The following is a 20,761-nucleotide window of genomic DNA, read 5'->3' as shown; positions in this document are numbered from 1 at the left end:
ATGGCAGACACAAAAAATCAACCCGCCAAAAATGTGGAGTCTATTTATCCTCTTTCCCCCATGCAGGAAGGGATGCTCTTTCATAGTCTTTATACTCCTGATTCAGGGATTTATTGTAGTCAAACTCTAATTACTCTGGAGGGAGAAATTAACCTTACAGTTTTTAGGCAAGCGTGGGAAAAAGTTGTAGAGCGTCACTCGGTATTAAGGACTCTATTTCTTTGGGAAAAACGGGAAAAACCTCTGCAAATTGTGCGAAAAAAGGTTGATTTGCCTTGGGATTATCAGGATTGGCGCAATCTTTCCCCCACAGAACAACAACAGCGTTTAGATTTATTGTTACAAACAGAGCGTCAACAAGGGTTTGAATTCAAAGTTGCTCCTTTAATGCGCTGCTTGATGATTCAACTATCAGACCAAACTTATAAATTCCTCTGCAATCATCATCATATTATTCTGGATGGTTGGAGTATGCCTATTATTTATCAAGAAGTTTTAGGGTTTTATGAGGCAGGTATTCAAGGGAAAAGTTATCATCTTCCTTCACCGCGTCCTTATCAAGATTATATTGTTTGGTTACAGGAGCAAAACCCATCTATTGCTGAGAGTTATTGGCAGCGAACTCTTGAAGGGTTTATGACTCCCACCCCCCTGAGGGTGGACAGACTCCAGTTAATGAAATCTGAAGGTAAGCCGACTTATAAAGAGTATAACTGTCATTTATCGGCTTCTCACTCCAAAGACCTGCAATCTTTGGCGCAAAAGCATAATCTGACCTTATCTACTCTAGTACAGGCCGCTTGGGCGATTCTTCTCAGTCGCTATAGTGGGGAATCAGAAGTTTTATTTGGGGTTACGGTTTCTGGTCGCCCCCATGATTTATCAGGGGTGGAACATAGGGTAGGATTATTTATTAATACATTGCCGCTGCGCGTCTCCATCAGAGAATCAGATTTATTGTTATCTTGGTTACAGGAATTACAGCAAAAGCAAGCAGAAATTCAGGATTATGCTTATGTTTCTCTGGCTGAAATACAGAGATTGAGTGATATTCCACCGGGGGTTCCCCTGTTTGAGAGTTTGGTCGTTTTTGAGAATTATCCCAGAGAAGCGTTATCGAGAGATTCTCGTCAATCCTTAAGGGTTAAGGATGTGGAGAATTTTGAGGAAACTAATTATCCTTTGACGGTGGTTGCTATTCCTAAACAGGAGTTACTGATTCAGTTAATCTATGATACTGGCCGTTTTACTCAGGATACGATTGAACGGATGGCAGGACATTTACAGACTATTTTAACAGGAATTGTTACTGAACCTCTGCAACGAGTAACACAATTACCTATATTGACAACAGAAGAGCAACATCAGTTATTAGTAGAGTGGAACAATACTGAGGCTGATTATCCTTTAGATAAGTCTTTACATCAATTATTTGAGGAACAAGTTGCCCAGAATCCCGAGGGAATAGCGGTTATTTTTGAAGGACACAAATTGACCTATCAACAGTTAAATAACCGGGGAAATCAGTTAGCTCACTGTTTACGAGATAAGGGGGTGAATCCAGAAAGTTTGGTCGGGATTTTTATGGAGCGTTCCCTAGAGATGGTCATCGGTTTATTAGGGATATTAAAAGCTGGGGGAGCTTATGTACCTTTAGAGCCAGATTATCCTACCGAGCGCTTGGGGGATATCCTCTCAGATTCGGGTGTTTCTTTGGTGTTAACTCAGGAATCTTTAGGGGATTTTCTTCCCCAAACTGGTGCCGAATTACTGTGTTTAGATAGGGATTGGGAAAAGATAGCTACCTATAGCCCAGAAAATCCCTTCAATCTAACGACTCCTGAGAATTTAGCCTATGTTATTTATACATCAGGTTCAACGGGAAAACCCAAAGGAGTATTAATTAGCCATCGGGGGTTAATGAATTTAATTTGTTGGCATCAAGACGCTTTTGAAATTACGCCTTTAGACAAAACTACTCAACTAGCAAGAAGCGCTTTTGATGCTGCGGTTTGGGAGTTATGGCCCTGTTTAACAGCCGGTGCGAGTCTTGTCTTAGTTAAACCTGAAATCATGCAATCTCCCCCGGAGTTGCGAGACTGGTTAATTGCCCAAGAAATCACCGTCAGCTTTTTACCAACTCCCCTAGTTGAGAAGATTTTATCTTTAGAATGGGATGAAAATATAGCCCTCAGAATTATCTTAACGGGTGGGGATAAACTCCATCATTATCCTTCAGTATCAATGCCTTTTAAGCTTATTAATAATTATGGTCCTACAGAGAATACAGTAGTAACCACTTCAGGAATAGTTCCCGATTATGAGGAAGGAAACTCCTCATCCCCGTCTATTGGCAAGCCAATTTCTAACACAAAAATTTATATTTTAGATCAGAATTTACAACCGCTTCCGATTGGGGTTCCTGGAGAGTTACATATTAGCAGTGTGGGGTTAGCGCGGGGTTATCTCAATCGTCTGGAATTAACTAAAGAAAAATTTATTTCTAACCCTTTTAATTCGGGTATATTATATAAAACGGGGGATTTAGTTCGCTATCTTCCAGAGGGCAATATTGAATTTTTAGGGCGCATTGATAATCAGGTTAAGCTGAGGGGATTACGGATTGAATTAGGGGAAATAGAAGCAGTTTTAGAGACCCATTCTCAAGTGGAAAAAGCCGTAGTTATTTTGCGAGAAGATACGTCAGAAAATCAACGCTTAGTCGCTTATATAGTCAGGAAATTCCCCTCATTAGGTATCGGAGAATTGCGCCGTTTCTTGCAGCAGCAACTCCCCGCTTATATGGTTCCTTCTGCCTTTGTCATGTTGTCAGATTTTCCCTTAAATAACAATGGCAAGATAGACAGGAAAAAATTACCTGTCCCCGATGAGACATCAATTATTGAATCTGCTTATCTAGCCCCAAGAAATGAAAAAGAAAGCCTCTTAGCTCAGATTTGGCAAGATGTTCTTCAGCTATCACAAATAGGGGTTAATGACAACTTCTTTGAGTTAGGAGGACATAGCTTAAAAGCTATTTCTCTAGTGAGTAAAATTCAAGAAAAGTTAGGGCAATCTTTGCCCATCAAACAAGTATTTGCTCATCCTACCATTGCTGAACAAGCAGAATTATTAAGCACTGTTCCCCCTCTGACGGTAGCCACTATTCCCCTTGTATCTGCACAAGAAACCTACGAAACATCCCATGCTCAGAGACGTTTCTATGTCTTGCAACAGATGGAGCTCAATAATGTAGCTTATCATATTGTTTCCACCCTCAAAATAGCAGGAAATTTTAGCCCAGATGTCTTTGAAAAAGCCATACAATTATTGATTTCCCGTCATGAATCCCTGCGGACATCTTTCATTTTAATTAACGGTGAACCACAACAGAAAATCCTGCAAAATCGTCCTTTTGATTGGGAATTTAAAGACTGGACAAATAAACCTGATGAAGAAATCTTAGAAACGATTGCAAAAGAGAGAAAAGCGTTTGACTTAGAAAAAAGTCCCCTGGTGCGCTCTAAGGTTTATAAACTGTCTCCGAATGAATATATTTTGGAGTTAGAAATTCATCATATTATCTGTGATGGTTGGTCAATGAGTTTGTTAGCTAAAGAATGCTTAGAATACTACTCTGATTTAGCCAAAGGATTACAGCCTAATATAGAGCCATTGCCGATACAATATAAAGATTATGCAGGGTGGCAAAATAATCTTTTAAGGAGCGAAAATAATTCAAAAAACCTAGATTACTGGCGGCAAAAACTGGACAATGGACAACTGACCAGAGTTCACTTACCGACAGACTTTAAACGTCCCCAAATAAAGACGTTTAAGGGTTCTCATTTAAGCTGGACATTTGACCGAGAAACGATTTCTAAATTAAGAAAAATTTGTCAGGAAAACGAAATAACCCTATTCATGGCATTGGTAGCGGCTGTCAAAATATTGCTGTATCGCTACAGTGGTCAACATGATATTACTATTGGTACAGAAATCGCCACTAGAAACCATCCTCAACTGCAATCTCTAATCGGTTTATTTCTCAATACCTTAGTTATTCGTGACCAAATTGAACCCCAAAAAGGCTACAAAAATCTACTCGCAAAGGTTCGTCAAACCGTTACTGAAGCCTTAGAACATTCCGATTATCCCTTTGATATTTTAGTAGAGAAATTAGCTGTTTCTAGAGAAATTAACCGCACTCCCTTGTTTGATATATTAGTCCTTCTGCAAAATTTTGAGCAATCTGTAGGCTTGGAAAATATACAAATAAAATCTCTAGATTCCCTCACCCCGACCAGTAAATTTGACCTATCTTTTGTATTCAGTGAAGATGAGGAAAAACTCAGATTAGAGCTAATTTATAACACCGACTTATTCCAAGAGGAGAGGATGAAAAAATGTCTCATTCACTTCGATAAACTCTTGAATGAAATGCTATCTAACCCCGCCCAACCCGTCAAAGACATTTCTTTGTTATCGGAGGCAGAAACCGCTTTCATTGCCAATTTTATCAATCCTATTCCTCGCTTAGAAACTCGCACGGTTATCCATGATTTTATTGACCAAGTTGAAGCCACACCAGAGAAAACATCGATAATTTATCCCGGGGGTAAATTTAGCTATCAAGAATTACATGAACTAACTAACTTTTGGGCTTATGCCTTAAAAGAATTAGGCGTGGAAAAAGATAAGGTTTGTGGTGTTCTCCTAGAAGGAGATTATCGTCAGTTAATCGCTATGCTGGCAGTATTTAAAGCCGGGGGAATCTATTTACCTCTACGTTTAGATGAACCAGAGGAGCGCTGGCAACGCATGATGATTAAAACCAGCCCCGAAATTATCTTAGTTGCGGCCGAGAATTTAGAGAAGATTAAACCCCAACTATCCGCATTAGAAAAACCGCCTCATATCCTAGTGGTTAAGGCTGATAAAATTCAGCAATATCATCAGTGGAATGGCATGGATTATCAAGAGTTTCCTTGCCAATTAAGCAACCTGAAACCCGTTCTAGCTATGCCGGATGCTGATGATTCTAATTATATTATGTTTACTTCTGGCTCAACCGGTGAACCTAAAGCAATCTTAGGCAGTCACGGCAGCTTACGTCATTTCATTAATTGGGAAAAACGGGAATTTGACATCAATGAAAATTGGCGCTGTTTACAAATTGCTCAAATTAATTTTGATGCTTATTTGAGGGAAACCTGTGTGACTTTATGCTCAGGGGGAACTCTGTATATTCCAGAGAGTACAGAGCGAGAAGACTTAGAGCTTTTATTACTGCGAATAGGAGAATGGCAAATCAATTTACTACACACTGTCCCCTCGGTAATGCGTCTGTTTTTAAAGATAGGGCGTGGTTTAGTTAATGCACATAATCTCCTGAAAAGTTTGCGAATTTTTGTCTTAGGAGGAGAGCCTTTATTTGTGAAAGAACTGGCTGAATGGCATCAAATTTTTGGCTCTCAGACAGAATTTGTGAATATTTATGGGGCAAGTGAAACTACATTTGTTAAGCATTTTTATCGAATTCCAAACCCTAATAATATTCCCTATGAACGGGTTCCGGGTGGTCAAACTTTGCCAGATACCGCTTATGCAGTGGTTGATGGAAATCGCGCCAGGGCAATAGGAGAAGTAGGAGAAGTGTTCGTTAAATCCCCCTATTTAACCAAAGGTTATTATCAAGATGAAAGCTTAACTCATTCAGTTTTTGTGCCTAATCCTTTGAATGGGGGGAGGGATATAGTTTATCGTACTGGAGACTTAGGCAGATTGCTTCCTGATCTAACTTTAGAGGTAATAGGACGCAGTGACAATCAAATTAAATTAAATGGGGTACGGATTGAATTAGGAGAGATTGAAGATGTCCTCAGTGGGATTGAGGGAGTAGAAAAAGCTTTAGTTATAGCTAATAAAAAGGAGGAATTAGTAACCGTAATTGCTTATTATCAGGCAGAGGATACAGTTCATCAGGAATATATTCGAGGTAAATTAAAGCAACTCTTACCGATTTATATGCAGCCTAGCTTTTTAATGCGGTTAGAAGCTTTTCCCTTGTTACCCAATGGAAAAATTCATCGTCTAGCTTTGCCAAAACCTGAAGAAAATATTACTCACTTAACTAACCAAGTCCCAGATTTTAATCCACAAGAAGCTTTATTAGCTTCCCTTTGGGGTGAGTTATTAGAAGCAGAAGTGAGTAACAGTAATCAGTCGTTTTTTGAACTAGGAGGAAACAGTCTAAAGGCGATGCGCTTAGTGTCACAAATCCGTAATCAATTTGGGGTTTCCCTCCGATTACGGGAAATTTTTACCCATAATACTTTAAAAGAACAAGCTGTATTAATTCAATCCCGACAAAAATGATGATCAACTTACCACAATCTGACTCAATTAACCCACTGAAAAAACAGAAATATTACGAAGTCTCTCACGGTCAAAGAAGGCTTTGGATTTTGCAGCATATCAGCGAATCTTCTAGTGCTTATAATATTAGGCTTGCCATGAGAATTAATGGCAAATTAGATGTTTCTATATTAACAGCAGCCTTTCAAGAACTGGTAAACCGACATGAAATTCTCAGAACCACTTTTGCCAGTGTTGGGGGCAATATTAAGCAAGTTATTCATGAGGGAATCCCCACAGAACAGTTAATCATTTTTAAAGATTTAAGAGGAGAAAAAGATGCTGAACTCTTGGCAGATGATTTAATTCAAGAGTCGGCAAATTTACCTTTTAGTTTAGAAAAGCTGCCCCTTATTCGAGTCTTATTGGTGCAGATTAATTCAGAAGAATTTATCTTTGGTTTGACTGTCCATCATATTATTGGAGATGCACAATCACTTGATATTATCTTTCAAGAGTTCTTTATATTATACTCTGCTTATACTCAACAAAAAAAAGCTGAATTACCCCCTCTTACCCTACAGTATAAAGATTATGCGGCCTGGCAAAATCAGTGGTTAGAAAGTGAAGAAGTTAGAGAACAACATGAGTATTGGTGTGAGGTTTTTGCCGAACATCCCCCTATCTTAAACTTACCGATAGACTTCCCTCGACCTCAAGTAAAATCTTCTCAAGCGGCTTCCTACACTTATCAATTTAGTGAGAGTCTTAGCCAACAATTACAAACCTTTGCCACTCAAAATAATACGACTCTATTTATTACCCTACTGACCTTCTTTAAAATATTACTCTACCGCCACACCGGCCAGCGTGATTTAGTAGTTGGTATCCCTATTTCAGCACGAAATCATCCTGATTTAGAAAACCAGATCGGGTTTTATGTTAACACCTTGGCTTTGAGATCTTTATTACCAGAGGGAGTAACTTTTAAGCAAGTCTTAGGGGAAGTAACTAACACCTGTCTTGATGCCTATGAATATCGTGATTATCCTTTTGATAAATTAGTATCCGCTCTCAATTTAGAACGTGATTTGTCCAGAAATCCCTTATTTGATGTCATGTTTTCTCTACTGAGTAAAGAAAGCAAAACTGTCTTAAAAATTCCTGGTTTGGAACATCAACCTTATCCCTTAAAACCACGGATGGCTCAATTTGATATGACTTGGAGCTTCTTTGAAGATAGTCATAATCTTACATTAGCTATTGAATATGAGCCGGATTTATTTTTGCCTGAAACTATCGCCAGAATGAGCGGTCACTTTTTACAAATTATTGAAAGTGTAATTCAGAATCCCGATTGTAAATTATCTGAGATTAATTTATTAACCCCTGAAGAACGGCATCAATTACTAATAGAGTGGAATCAAACCGAAGTCGCTTATTCTCAACAGTGTCTGCACCAGTTATTTGAAGAAAAAGTTAGAGATAATCCCGAGGCAATAGCTATTATTTTTGAGGGCAAAAAATTGACCTATCGAGAGTTAAATAATCGAGCTAATCAAGTCGGTCACTATTTACAAGAAAAAGGCGTAACTTCAGAAGTATTAGTGGGGATTTTTATTGAGCGTTCTTTTGAGATGATCATCGGAATATTGGGAATTATTAAAGCCGGGGGAGCTTATGTTCCTTTGGATCCTAATTATCCCCCTGAGCGCTTGGATTATATGATATCTGATTCTGCTATCTCTCTGTTGTTAACTCAACAATCTTTAGTCCAATTTCTGCCCGAAAATCAAGCCGAAATACTGTGTTTAGATACAGATTGGTCAAGGATAGCTAATTATAGTCAAGAGAATTTGACCTCTCCAGTTACCCCAGAAAATTTAGCTTATGTTATATACACTTCGGGTTCAACGGGAAAACCTAAAGGCGTGATGAATATTCATAAAGGAATTTGTAATACTCTAAAATATACTATTGATCATTATAATCTTACCTCTGAAGATCGCGTTCTCCAAATTACTGCCTTTAGTTTTGATGTTTCAGTCTGGGAAATTTTCTTGTCTTTAACCTCAGGTGCTACCCTAGTGATCACTAAATCTGATCGCTATAAAGATATAGATTATTTAATAGATTTAATTCTGAAAGAACAAGTGACTTATTTTACTGCTGTTCCCTCAATATTGCGAGTTTTTCTGCAACATCCTAAGAGCAAAGATTGCCACTGTTTAAAACGAGTAATTGTCGGGGGAGAAGCCCTACCTTATGAACTCAATCAACGATTTTTTCAGCAGTTAAACTGTAAATTATATAACATTTATGGACCAACAGAATCCGCCGTTGATACTACTGTCTGGTGCTGTCAGCCCAATTCCCAGTTAATTTCTATTGGGCGCCCCCTTGCTAATGTCCAAGTTTATATTCTCGATAGTTATCTCCAACCGGTTCCTATTGGTGTTGCTGGAGAATTACATATTGGTGGAATGGGTTTAGCGCGTGGATACCTCAACCAAGCTGAATTAACGGCTGAAAAATTTATTCCTCATCCTTTTGCCGAGGGTAAATTATATAAAACGGGGGATTTAGCTCGCTATCTTCCTGATGGAAATATTGAATATTTAGGGCGGATTGATAATCAAGTTAAGCTGAGAGGTTTCCGCATTGAATTAGGAGAAATTCAGACAGTTTTAGAAACTCATCCCAACGTTGAACAAACTGTTGTGATTATGCGGGAAGATACCTTATATAATCAACGGTTAGTTGCTTATGTAATGAGAAAAGAACCCTTATTAACTTCTCAGGATCTGCGCCGTTTCTTGCAGCAGAAATTACCCGTTTATATGATCCCTTCTGCCTTTGTGATGTTGTCGGATTTTCCCTTAAATCCTAATGGGAAAATAGACTTTCATAAATTGCCTATACCGGATGAGACTTCTTTAGTTGAATCACCCTATTTAGCACCCCGCAATCAAACGGAAACTATCTTAGTAAGCCTTTGGCAACAGCTTCTACAAGCTGGCAAGATAGGGGTTAATGATAACTTCTTTGAGTTGGGGGGTCATTCCTTACAAGCTATGAATCTTATGGCTTTAATTTATGAAAAAATCGCCATAGAAATTCCTTTATCAATGATTTATGAAAAGCCAACAGTAGCCGAATTAAGCGATTATATTATCTATGCTCAGGAGATGAATATTCAACCGAAAGAACGTCCTTATGTGGTGTTTAATAAGGAGCAAGAAAAGGCCGTCTTTTTATTTCCACCCGCCCTTGGTTTCGCTGCTGCTTATGCCAATTTAGCGGAGTATATAACGGATTATGCTCTCTATACTTTTCGCTATATTAGCGATGAATTAATGTTAGAAAAATACGCTGAATTAATTGAGAATTTAGCTCAGGATCAAGATATAAAATTAATGGGACATTCCGCTGGCGGATTTTTAGCGATGTTAATGGCTCAACAATTAGAAAGTCGAGGGAGAGTTGTTTCTGATGTCATTTTACTGGATACTTACAGAGGAGGACGTGAGGCTAAAAAAGCTGATATGTCAGAGATTCAAGAAGGGGTTGATGCTTTCTTATTAAATCCCAAACGTCAGGAATTAAGAGGTTACTTTTTAGGGAATCAAAAACTCCGCGACCGCACTTATCATCAAGTGTGGGAATACTTTAATTTTCTTTGGAATTCTGATTTAAAAAATGTACAAATTCAAGGGACTATTCATTTGATTCGTGCTGAGGGAAACTATGAAGCTCAAGATGATTGGACACAAGCAACAAAAGGAGAAAGAATCAATCATTATGCCACTGGTATTCATCGTGAAATGATTGATCCTCCTTATCTTCCAAAAAACGCTCTGATTATTAATAGTATTCTCAACCCAAAACAGTCGTAACCGTTTAGGTGGCGGACGAAATCTGGCAATCTGAGAGACATAGATGAGCAGTACCTAGGGTCTGCTGAAAAAGTTTTTTCAGTAAACCCTAATTAATACCAATTATCTGTCGACCGGAAAATTGAGGCATCGGGGAACATAGTTGGATTACCACTAGCGTCGATTTTTTGCCGTAATTCTCGCAATTGTTTATTCCCGATGAGAAAATCACTTTCTACTAATTGATAGGGCAGTACATTATTATCTAAAGCATACACTGCCGTGATGCCAGCAGCTACCCCGGAAGACCACTCGAAGGAATGGACACGATAGGCGGCCGCAGCAATATGACTAAGAGCGATACTTTTACCCGCTATCAATAAATTATCGATTTTTTGGGGAATTATAGCCCTTAAAGGTATCTCGAAGGGGTAAGCTTGGCCCTGTCCCTGTCTTTCTCCTGCTTTTTCTGTATTACCCGGTTTTTCGGGGGGATGTTCCGTCATGCAGGGGTGAAAATCAATCGCGTAGTGACCGATACCGACGGAATCGGGGTAAATAGTCGATCGCTTGCGTTTAACGGCCTTGTCGGGGGATAATGTGCCATCAAGTACGGAAAATCCCTCTAATCCTGCCAAGGTGGCAATTAAGCGCCGATATTCTGCTGGGGAAAGATTTTGACGATAGAAATCGCTTTGAAAATTTTGTCGGGAAATATCGATTTCTGTGACGGTAAAACCATCGGGGAAAGTCAGGGAAGGACGACCGATAATCCGTCTTGCTTCCCGAATATAGGGATATTTTGACAAACCGTGAGCAGTACCCATGGGAGAATCAAAACCGGAGAGATAACGGTTATTCAAATGGGGAACTTTTACCCCGTCTCCTAACTGGGAATCGGTGGTTCCTTCTACTAACCAATAATAGTAGGAAATGGCGTGTTCTTCGCCCCTCGCGAGGGTTTCGGTGCGTAATCCTCCCATCCATCCCCCGGGAGATAACTGTCCTAACTCTTGCAACTGTTCACGGGTGTAGATAAAGTTATCCTTAGCAGTCCCCGGACGGTAATCATTTCCCCAGGTCCAATTCTGCATGGAAATATCCCCCGGGACGGGTTCGGTAAAAGTAATTCCCCCAAAGGTTTTCTCTTTACCCAGTTGCGGACTCCAAATACGACGATAGGTGAAAACTAGGTCAAAATCGGCTAATCGCGGCAATTCATAGCTAAAATAGGGGGCATAGCGTTCATAATAAACGGGTTTCTCGTGGGTTTGTGGTTTTTCTGTTTCCTCCATGGCGAAGGTATAGGTAAAACCCTGGGTACAGTAGGGGTCGCCAGTGACGCTAGAGGAAGAAGGTTCGAGATAACTGCGCTTATCGACACCTAAACGGTAGGGAATATCTGATAATCCGATTATTTCCCCGGTTTCGGTCGCTTCAATCACATACCAATCTGCTAATTGATTCGGTTGGGAGGATTTGGGGACAAAACGGAGGATTTTCTTATCAAAACGGGGAGAATTTTCGTAGCGATAGATATCCTCCATTTTTTGCGATAAAAACTCGGTATTTAGGGGAGGAGTACCTTTTGCGGGACTATGTTGAATAGCAATTACACTGGTAATCTGTTGACCGGTGCCGCGATTGGGTAAAGTTTCAATATTTAATTCTTTGACTACCGTGGAGGGAAACCATTTCAGGGTTCCTTTGCCTTTTTTGGCAGCGTCTTCTAACTGTTGAAATAATAATTTATGTCCATCAAAAGGCAAAAAACAAGACCCGCTTACCCAACATTCTCCGGGGTTGCGTTTCCCGTAATGCTTTCTAATTCTTTCCCTAAATTCTAGATAACCTTTCGGGAAAAATAATTTTTCTCTTTGTGTCCGTCTTTCATCTAATGCGGAGGTTCCCTGAGAAGATATCTGTCCCCCCACCCAGTCGGTAATCTCGGTTAAACAGACGGTTTTTCCTAATAATAAAGCTTCGTAGGCTGCACCGGCACCGGCTAAACCACCACCCACCACCAGAATATCACAGCCGACGCTTTGATCCGGTTCTCGCGGGGGGGCTGCTAGGGTGAGGGGAGTGAAAGCTTGCAGGAGAAATAATCCCAGAGAGAGGGATTTAAGAGGAGTAAAGTGATGATTGAAAATTTTAGGGGACATTATTGACAAATATCAATGTTGTGACTGAGAGTTTCCTCTTTCTTTGAAGAAGAAGCCAGAGCATCTGTTCCTGAAATCCTGATTGTTTTTTTGGGCAATATTGAGAACTTTGTAGCTTGATGCTGGCTTTTGAGAGATTATACATCGCCAAGCTGACAATCGATCGCTTTTCCGGAAATGTTTTGACACAATAGAGATATCCTGATTCTGTCTCATTCCCTTTGTTATTCCCTGTAATCCTTCCTAAGTTAAATTCAAAACAAACCCGGGTAAGACATCTTCCCCGGATAAAATAGCAGGTAAATTAATAATTTCACCATCGCTATTTAGTCGGTAGATTTCCACCTGCTGCTGTTGCGGATTAATCAACCAACCTAAACGTAAACCACTGGCTAAATATTCGCGCATCTTGTCGCGTAAAGAGGTTAAGGAATCGGTACGAGAACGTAATTCAATCACAAAATCGGGACACAAAGGTGGGAACTTTTCTCGCTCTTCTGCGCTCAAAGCTTCCCATCTCTCCCGTTTTATCCAAGCAACATCAGGAGAACGATATCCTCCATTTGGTAAACGAAAAATTGTCGAAGAACTAAACACCTCACCAAGTTGAGTTTGCTCGTTCCATACCCCAACTTTAACAATCAAATTAGCTTCTTGTTTACCAGTATTTCCACCCACGGGAGGCATAATTAATAATTCTCCTTTTTGATTACGTTCTAAATTCCATGTTTGATTAGCCTGACAGAGATGATAAAATTGTTCATCAGTCAAATTAACTGTCTCTAGATTTAACACTACAGTTTCCATAATCGCTTCTCCTTCTTGCTACTTTATACACTATAACTCATCGCATTTATCTTAAGAGTGAGGTACAAAGTCTCTGGTTTTAGGGAACGCCAGAACTGCTGTATCAGTTATCAGTTCAGAGAAAAATATGTGTAATTAATTCTGTCTGGGTACTCAATCCTTCCTAAGTTAAATTCAAAACAAACCCGGGTAAGACATCTTCCCCAGATAAGGTAGCAGGTAAATTAATAATTTCCCCATCGCTATTTAGTCGGTAGATTTCCACCTGCTGCTGTTGAGGATTAATCAACCAACCTAAACGTAAACCACTGGCTAAATATTCGCGCATCTTGTCCTGTAAAGAGATTAAGGAAGGTGTGATAATTTTTGCTTATGGAATCGTGAAATGCTTATCGGGCAAGACTTTTAGGGCTATTTTGCGGAAGAAAGTATCAGTATAGACCTCGTTTCCACACAGAAACCAGAAGAGCCTAAGGAATCAGTACGAGAACGTAATTCAATCACAAAATCGGGACATAAAGGTGGGAACTTTTCTCGCTCTTCTGCGCTCAAAGCTTCCCATCTTTCCCGTTTTATCCAAGCAACATCAGGAGAACGATATCCTCCCTTTGGTAAACGAAAAATTGTCGAAGAACTAAAGACTTTACCAGAATTACTTTGACGATTCCAAATCGTTACATCAGCAATTAAATCAGCTTCTCGATTACCACTATTTCCACCCACGGGAGGCATAATTAATAATTCTCCTTTTTGATTACGTTCTAAATTCCATGTTTGATTAGCCTGACAGAGATGATAAAATTGTTCATCGGTCAGATTAACTGCATCGATATTTAACACTACAGTTTCCATAATCGCTTCTCCTTCTTGCTGCTTTATAAGAATGGCTATATCGTTGCTTCATCTCAACCTATTTACCTAATTGACTCTCTAAAAATTCTGGCCAATCGGGATTAGTAGTGTCTAGGGAAATTAGATAGGGTTGTTCCCTTTCATTAAAAGGTTCTGTTTTCTCAATTTGGGCATTTAAAACCTCGATAGTAGCATCAGAAATATCGCCTTTTCTAGCGGCAATCCGTTGTTTTAAAACTTCTATAGGTGCGTGACAATGGACAATATGAAAAGGAATCTGTAAATTTTGGGCATAGGTTAATAAGGGTTCTCGCCAAGCATATTTATCGTAGCGTGCATCGAGAATAACCGGATAACCTAAAGCTATTAAAATTCGGGCTAATTCCGCCAGTCTAGCGAAGGTTTTTTGACTCATTTCGAGACTATATATGTCTAGACTTCCTGTTTGATTTAAGTCAATTCCAGCCAAATGTTTGCGAACTGCATCGGAACGAATCTGAATAGCATTAAGATTTTTAGCAATTACTTTCCCTATGGTACTTTTACCCGATGCAGAAAATCCCGACATCAGAATTAATCTCGGTTTCTGCGGTTGGGTGTACTGCCAAGCTAATTGATAATAATCCTGTGCATTGGCTTTAATTTTCTCGGAAAAACTGTCACCATCAAGCAAAAAACTATTGACTTTTGCCCTCACATATGCTTGTCTAGTCAGGTAGAGAGGCAAGACTTTTAAACCCTCCCAGTCGGCGGTTTGTTCTAAATAAGTATTCACCAATAAATTAGCGAAATCTCCTCTCCCCCTAGCGGTTAAATCCATGACTGTAAAAGCAATATCATACATGACATCAACGAAGCGAAAAGATTCATTAAATTCTAGGCGATCAAATAATTGTATTTCTCCCTGCCACTGACAGATATTATTTAAATGTAAGTCACCGTGACATTCGCGAATCATCCCTTTTATTTGTCTTTCTTCTAACCAATCTCCGTGTTCTGCGAAGAATTTATCTGTATAAGCTTTCGTTTCATCGTATTGTTTTTGGGTTTGGACAAAATTAATATATTTCTCGGTTTGTTGGTAGTTTTCATCAAAAGCCTGTTTAATAACTTCTAAATTGCCAAATTGAGTAATATAGGAATTAGTCACAGCTTGTCGATGAAATCCTGCCACTTTTTCAGCCAAAGATTTTATAGCTTTTTCCGTTAGTTCTCCCCGTTCAAAAACTTTACTCAGTAAACATTCTTGGGGAAACTGATTCATTTTTAAAATGTATTCGATCGCTTTTCCTTCTCCATTTAAACTTATGCTACCCTGTTGATCATTAATTGACAAAACTTCTAGATAGATATTATCGGCGACTTTTTTATTTAACTCTAGTTCCTGTTCTAGATAATACTTTCTCTTTTCTAAAGTGGAGAAATCTAAAAACTTATAATTAACTGGTTTCTTGACTTTATAGGCATAATCTCCTGTCAAGAAGATAATTGAAGCATGGGTTTGGATAATTTCAACGGGAATTTTGACAGAATGAGGATAAAAGTCAGGATTTTTTAATTCTTCGATTAATCGATTGCTATCCATAGCGAGAACTCCTATCGGTTGCATCTCATTTGTATAAATTTACTAGGTTGGGATTTTTCCGGGAAAACCCTCAGCTAAAATTGGCTGTTATTTCCGATTTTATCACTTAATCTTTGACTCTTGGGGGATTCTACCCCCCAAACGCTGGAAAGCATTAGCTTTGCAAGTGGGATGCTTACACGGGATTTTTCATACATTTGTACCAGTTTAAGGATGACTGATAATTGCTGATTGTCGGTAAGCTGTTGACTATCTAAATTACTCGTTAAGACCCCCTAAAAGCGGGGTCAGCTTTAAGCCAAGGAATTAGGGGTACAGTTAGTTTGAGATAATTTTGATGCTGACTATTCCTTCTTAAGTTATATTTATAAATATCCCCTCGACAGCTTGAAGATCGAACCTTTATCCAATCTTTACCATCAAAAACCGAGCATTTAGCCATGTTATCGACTATAATCGGCCTAGTACAGAATTTGAACAGGTACAAAGATTTTGGGTTACTCAGGCCTTGAAACCAGAAGATGTGACGCAATTGCCGTTAAGGAACTGTTCCGAATCACACCCAACACTTTATTGAGAAAATAAATTAAGTCAAAGACGAATAAGCCATGACTTTTTGAGGGAGCATATTAACTTATATTTTGTCGAGGTACCGAAAAAATGATTAATGGTTCATCCAATTCCCGTTATCTCCTCATTGTGGAAGATCCTCAAGGGAGAAGAACAATTACCCTAGAAGACATGAAATATTCTCTCGGCCGTAAGTCCGATAATCAAATTGTTCTTCGCTCCAAATACGCGTCTCGTTATCATGCGACTTTAATTAAAAAGAGTATTGATCGCCAAAATTTTTCCTATTGGATTCTTGATGGTGATTTAGAGGGGAATAAAAGTCATAATGGTATTTATGTCAATGGCTCTAAATGCTTGGTTCATGAATTAAAAGATGGTGATTTAATTAACTTTGGCTGTGATATAAATGCCAGTTTTCATTTAATAGCCAGTCAAGAAAAAATAGAGCAAGCACCAGTTAAAAGTTCAGGACAGGTACGAGTGGATCTGACGGAAAATGAAGCAAATTATAGCCGGGATAACTTCCACACGAAAAGTACCCTAATTCTCCATCATTCCCCATCCCAGACCATTAGTTTTGATAACAGGACTCAAGAGGAATCTTTCCTAGATCCTCTCACGAATTTGCCTAACCGTTCTCTCTTTAATGAATATCTGTCAAATGCTATTAATAATGCCCAGAAAAGTAATCAACTGCTCGGTCTGTTATTAGTGGATGTAGAGCGGCTAAGAAATGTCAATAATCGACTAGGTTATCGACTGGGAGATAAGCTCTTAAAAATCGTCAGTGAACGGTTAAGAAAAAATTTGAGATCGGGGGATATAGTCGCTCGTTGGGGAGGGGACGAATTTATTATCCTGCTGCCACAAATTAATAATGCTAATGATCTGGAAAAAGTTAGTCAAAGAATTATTAAAACCCTAGAAAATAATTACGAAATCGAAAATCACTCCCTAGCCGTGCGATTAAATTTAGGTTCAGTTATCTGTCCCCCCGTCGGCACAGACAGAAAAATAATTTTACAGAAACTGGAGGAAAATTTAGTAGCGGTCAAGAATAATATCAATAATAACTCCAGGATAGAGTCAGTTAATGTTCACCCTAAAAATACTCGTAGTTCTAAAGTTGAATATTTTCTCTATCAGGCAATCAGAAATAATGAATTAGCTCTTTACTATCAACCGCAAGTTAATATGACTCAGGGACAAGTGGAAGGGTTAGAGGTATTATTGCGCTGGTTACACCCTCAATTCGGATTAATCGCTCCTAATCGTTTCTTACCCTTAATCCAAGAAAGCGAGTTAATCCTTGAGCTTAATCGTTGGGTGCTGAAAAATGCCTGTCAACAAGCACAAATATGGCAGCAGCGAGGATTATTATACACTCCCATCTCGATCAATCTGTCCCCGCACCAATTGCGGGATCCCCAGTTGCTCACCATCCTCAAAGAAGTCTTGACTGAAACCAAAATCGGGACTTTCTTTCTGGAGATGGAAATAACCGAAACAAGTTTACTAGAAAATAGCAGCGAAACTGGTCGAATTCTTGGGGATTTGCAGGAATTGGGTATTGGTATTACCCTTGATGATTTTGGCAGCGGTTACGCGTCGATCGCCTATCTCGGTCAATTTCCCGTGAAAAAACTGAAAATAGAGCAATCTTTAACGAAAAACCTGAGTAATAATCCCCAAGATACCCGTTTTATCTCGTCATTGTTGGCGATAGCGAAAAGTTTTAACTTAATAGTGATCGCCAAGGGAGTAGAAACCCAACAACAATTAGAAATCCTGCAAGAATTAGGTTGCGAGAGAATGCAAGGCAATCGCATCAGTGGCCCTCTAGCAGTGGAGGAAATGACTAAATTTCTCCACATCCACCACAGCCTGTCAGTAATCAGTGATCAGTGATCAGTTACCAGTTATCAGCTCTGGGTTTTTAGTCAGGGGTATTAAGTGAGGAGGATGAAATAGCATTAACAGTGCTGTCCTTTCACTGATCACTGTTTACTGATAACTGATTACTGATAACTGATTTTGGTCACTGATTCCGGTATGATCTGAACAGAGAATCTAGGATCAAATACCTACTCAATCTAGCGTGAGACTCTTGCCGAACCTGTCAGCAGCAGAAATTTGTGGCGGCGGGGTGCTGCTGGATCCAGAGTCTGGTTTAATTACTACTATGGGTTAACAATTAGTCGTGTATTTAGAGGGAAACTATGGCCAATAAGCCAGAGCGCGTGGTTCTAATCGGTGTAGCTGGGGACTCCGGCTGTGGGAAATCTACTTTTTTACGTCGTTTGACCGATTTATTCGGGGCCGAGTTTATGACAGTGATCTGTTTAGATGACTACCATTGCCTCGATCGCAAACAGAGAAAAGAGGTGGGTGTCACCGCACTCAATCCGAAAGCGAATAACTTTGACCTGATGTATGAGCAGATTAAAGCTCTTAAGGGAGGTCAAGCCATTAATAAACCTATTTATAATCATGAAACGGGGATGATCGATCCCCCCGAAATCATCGAACCGAATAAGGTAATCGTGATCGAGGGACTACACCCCTTATATGATGAACGAGTCCGGTCCCTATTAGATTTCAGCGTTTATCTCGATATTAGCGATGAAGTCAAAGTTAACTGGAAAATTCAACGGGATATGGCCGAGCGCGGTCACACCTATGATGATGTCATGGCGGCCATTAATTCTAGAAAACCCGATTTCAGTGCCTATATCGACCCCCAAAGACAGTACGCTGACGTGGTGATTCAAGTGCTGCCCACCAAATTACTTGAAGATCACGAAAGTAAATTACTGCGGGTCCGTTTAATCCAGAAAGAAGGGGTAGAAAACTTTGAACCCGCTTATCTGTTTGATGAAGGTTCCACCATCGATTGGCGGCCCTGTGGTCGTAAATTGACCTGCACTTATCCCGGTATTAAACTCTACTATGGTCCGGATGGCTTCTTGGGAAATGAAGTGTCGATTCTGGAACTAGATGGTCAATTCGATAACCTCGAAGAAATGATCTACATCGAAAGCCATTTGAGCAAAACTGGCACTAAATACTACGGTGAAATGACGGAATTACTGCTCAAACACAAGGATTATCCCGGTTCCACCAATGGTACGGGTTTATTCCAAGTATTGGTCGGTCTCAAAATGCGTGAAACCTACGAAAAACTAATGGCAGCCGAAGCAAAAGTGGCAGCGTCAGTCTAGTTTTTAGTTTTGACCGAACCGGCATCCTATATGGTTAGGATGCCGGTTTTTTTTAAGCTACTAATCCCGATCGCAGGGCCAGCACTGCCGCTTGAGTGCGATCATCCACAGAGAGTTTATTTAAGATATTGCGGACATGGGTTTTCACCGTGCCGATGGTGATATAGAGTCGGTAGGCAATCTGGGCATTACTGCAACCCCCGACAATCAGATCGAGAATTTCTAGCTCTCGTCCCGTTAGGGGCGCATTTTCCAATAATTGACGACATTCCCGGTCAACGCCGTGAATTGCCACTGTTTTCGCCCCGGCAGCCCCACCCACGGGAACTTTTTGGCGCACTTGTTGCAGGACAATATTGGCGATCAAGGGATCGATCCAGGGATTGCCTTCGTAGGTGCAATAAATCGCCTCGACTAATTTATCGACGTTAATATCCTTCATACAGTAGGAATCAGCCCCAGCACTAAAAGCCGCTAAAACCAGTTCTGGGGTTTTGTGCATGGTTAGCATGAGGATTTTCGTGGCCAGGGGGTCCTCGCCCCGATTTTGTTGGCAGCGTCGCACTAACTCGATCCCATCGATCGTGGGTAAACCTATATCGATGATCGCCACATCGGGTTTAGTCTCCTCTAGCAGTTTCAGTCCCTGTAATCCACTGATCGCTTCCCCTACCACTTGAATACCTTCCCGATGCTGGAGAGCCGCCACTAAGCCCATGCGGGTTAAATCGTGATCTTCTACAACGATAACCCGGACTTTATCCATATTTTTTGACCAGTTTCGCCGAATTAGGCGATGATTTGCTAATTTTGGCTTTTCGATTATTAGAGCCGCTCCTTAACATTGACTTCACTCCCTTCCTCCTTCTCTGAATTCCGCTTTCTTATTCTTCATTCGGCAATCCCCTTTTTCCGGTTGATTTTATTTCTAATTAAGTAGTCATGCAAAATTAATTACCTGCCCGATCGAGCTAAAACCCTTACGGGGCAATGATCGTCATGTGTAAATAATTTTGCCTAGGTACTTACTAAAAGCAGAGATTGCCAATATACTTAGCCTCCCCTAAAATCTACTCAAATCTACCCCAATTTACCCAGATTTTTCTGCTTTAATTATTTTTTTATAATATCATGCAAATCTCGATTATGCAAGGATTTGGCTTTTCTGGTTTCTGTGTGGAAACGAGGTCTATACTGATAGTTTATTTAAGAAAATAGTCCTTAAAGTCTTTCCCGATAAGTATTTGAAATTATATAAGCAAAAATTATCACACAAAGTCGAGAAGAGCCGATTAGTTAACAAAAATACATCTTCGATTTGCTTGG

8 protein-coding genes and 2 pseudogenes are annotated in these 20,761 nt (G+C 39.8%); 4 read left to right on the top strand and 6 right to left on the bottom strand.

Annotation, left to right across the window (positions count from 1 at the left end):
- Together EWV66_RS15295 and EWV66_RS15290 are read left to right on the top strand one after the other, a co-directional pair.
- Positions 1–6,378 carry a non-ribosomal peptide synthetase gene (locus EWV66_RS15295; RefSeq protein WP_287107969.1) on the top strand — a complete coding sequence of 2,126 codons (6,378 nt, stop codon included), beginning with the start codon at positions 1–3 and terminating at the stop codon, positions 6,376–6,378.
- The gene (locus tag EWV66_RS15290; RefSeq protein ID WP_287107971.1) at positions 6,378–10,253 is read left to right on the top strand and encodes a non-ribosomal peptide synthetase; all 3,876 of its coding nucleotides are present in this window, start codon (positions 6,378–6,380) and stop codon (positions 10,251–10,253) included. The genes EWV66_RS15295 and EWV66_RS15290 overlap by 1 nt, the downstream gene beginning before the upstream one ends.
- A 92-nt stretch (positions 10,254–10,345) precedes the next feature.
- Here EWV66_RS15290 and EWV66_RS15285 read toward each other — a convergent pair whose 3' ends face one another.
- From EWV66_RS15285 to EWV66_RS15265, 5 genes and pseudogenes are all read right to left on the bottom strand, one after another.
- A complete protein-coding gene (locus EWV66_RS15285) occupies positions 10,346–12,397 on the bottom strand; it encodes an FAD-dependent oxidoreductase (RefSeq protein WP_287107973.1) in 2,052 nt (683 codons plus the stop codon).
- 243 nt (positions 12,398–12,640) lie between these two features.
- The gene (locus EWV66_RS15280) at positions 12,641–13,204 is read right to left on the bottom strand and encodes a Uma2 family endonuclease (RefSeq protein ID WP_002761711.1); all 564 of its coding nucleotides are present in this window, start codon (positions 13,202–13,204) and stop codon (positions 12,641–12,643) included.
- 163 nt (positions 13,205–13,367) lie between these two features.
- A pseudogene (locus EWV66_RS15275) lies at positions 13,368–13,556 on the bottom strand (Uma2 family endonuclease); the annotation flags it as partial.
- A 125-nt stretch (positions 13,557–13,681) separates the two neighbouring features.
- Positions 13,682–14,056, bottom strand: a pseudogene (locus tag EWV66_RS15270) (Uma2 family endonuclease); the annotation flags it as partial.
- A gap of 58 nt (positions 14,057–14,114) precedes the next feature.
- Positions 14,115–15,641 carry a bifunctional aminoglycoside phosphotransferase/ATP-binding protein gene (locus EWV66_RS15265; protein ID WP_287107974.1) on the bottom strand — a complete coding sequence of 509 codons (1,527 nt, stop codon included), beginning with the start codon at positions 15,639–15,641 and terminating at the stop codon, positions 14,115–14,117.
- A gap of 660 nt (positions 15,642–16,301) precedes the next feature.
- On the opposite strand from EWV66_RS15265, the gene EWV66_RS15260 reads away from it, so the two are divergent.
- Positions 16,302–18,122 carry an EAL domain-containing protein gene (locus EWV66_RS15260; RefSeq protein ID WP_052277914.1) on the top strand — a complete coding sequence of 607 codons (1,821 nt, stop codon included), beginning with the start codon at positions 16,302–16,304 and terminating at the stop codon, positions 18,120–18,122.
- A gap of 311 nt (positions 18,123–18,433) precedes the next feature.
- Positions 18,434–19,435: a phosphoribulokinase gene (locus tag EWV66_RS15255; RefSeq protein WP_002740086.1), complete on the top strand. Its 1,002-nt coding sequence runs from the start codon at positions 18,434–18,436 to the stop codon at positions 19,433–19,435.
- Positions 19,436–19,487: 52 nt separating this feature from the next.
- Here the strand turns inward: EWV66_RS15255 and EWV66_RS15250 are convergent, their stop codons facing one another.
- On the bottom strand, positions 19,488–20,201 hold the full coding sequence (locus tag EWV66_RS15250; protein WP_287107976.1) for a response regulator: 714 nt from the start codon (positions 20,199–20,201) through the stop codon (positions 19,488–19,490).
- Positions 20,202–20,761 lie beyond the last annotated feature (560 nt).

This window comes from Microcystis sp. M_OC_Ca_00000000_C217Col (genome assembly GCF_007095585.1).
GTDB classification, from domain to species: domain Bacteria; phylum Cyanobacteriota; class Cyanobacteriia; order Cyanobacteriales; family Microcystaceae; genus Microcystis; species Microcystis panniformis.
This window is presented reverse-complemented; position numbering and strand designations above follow the sequence as displayed.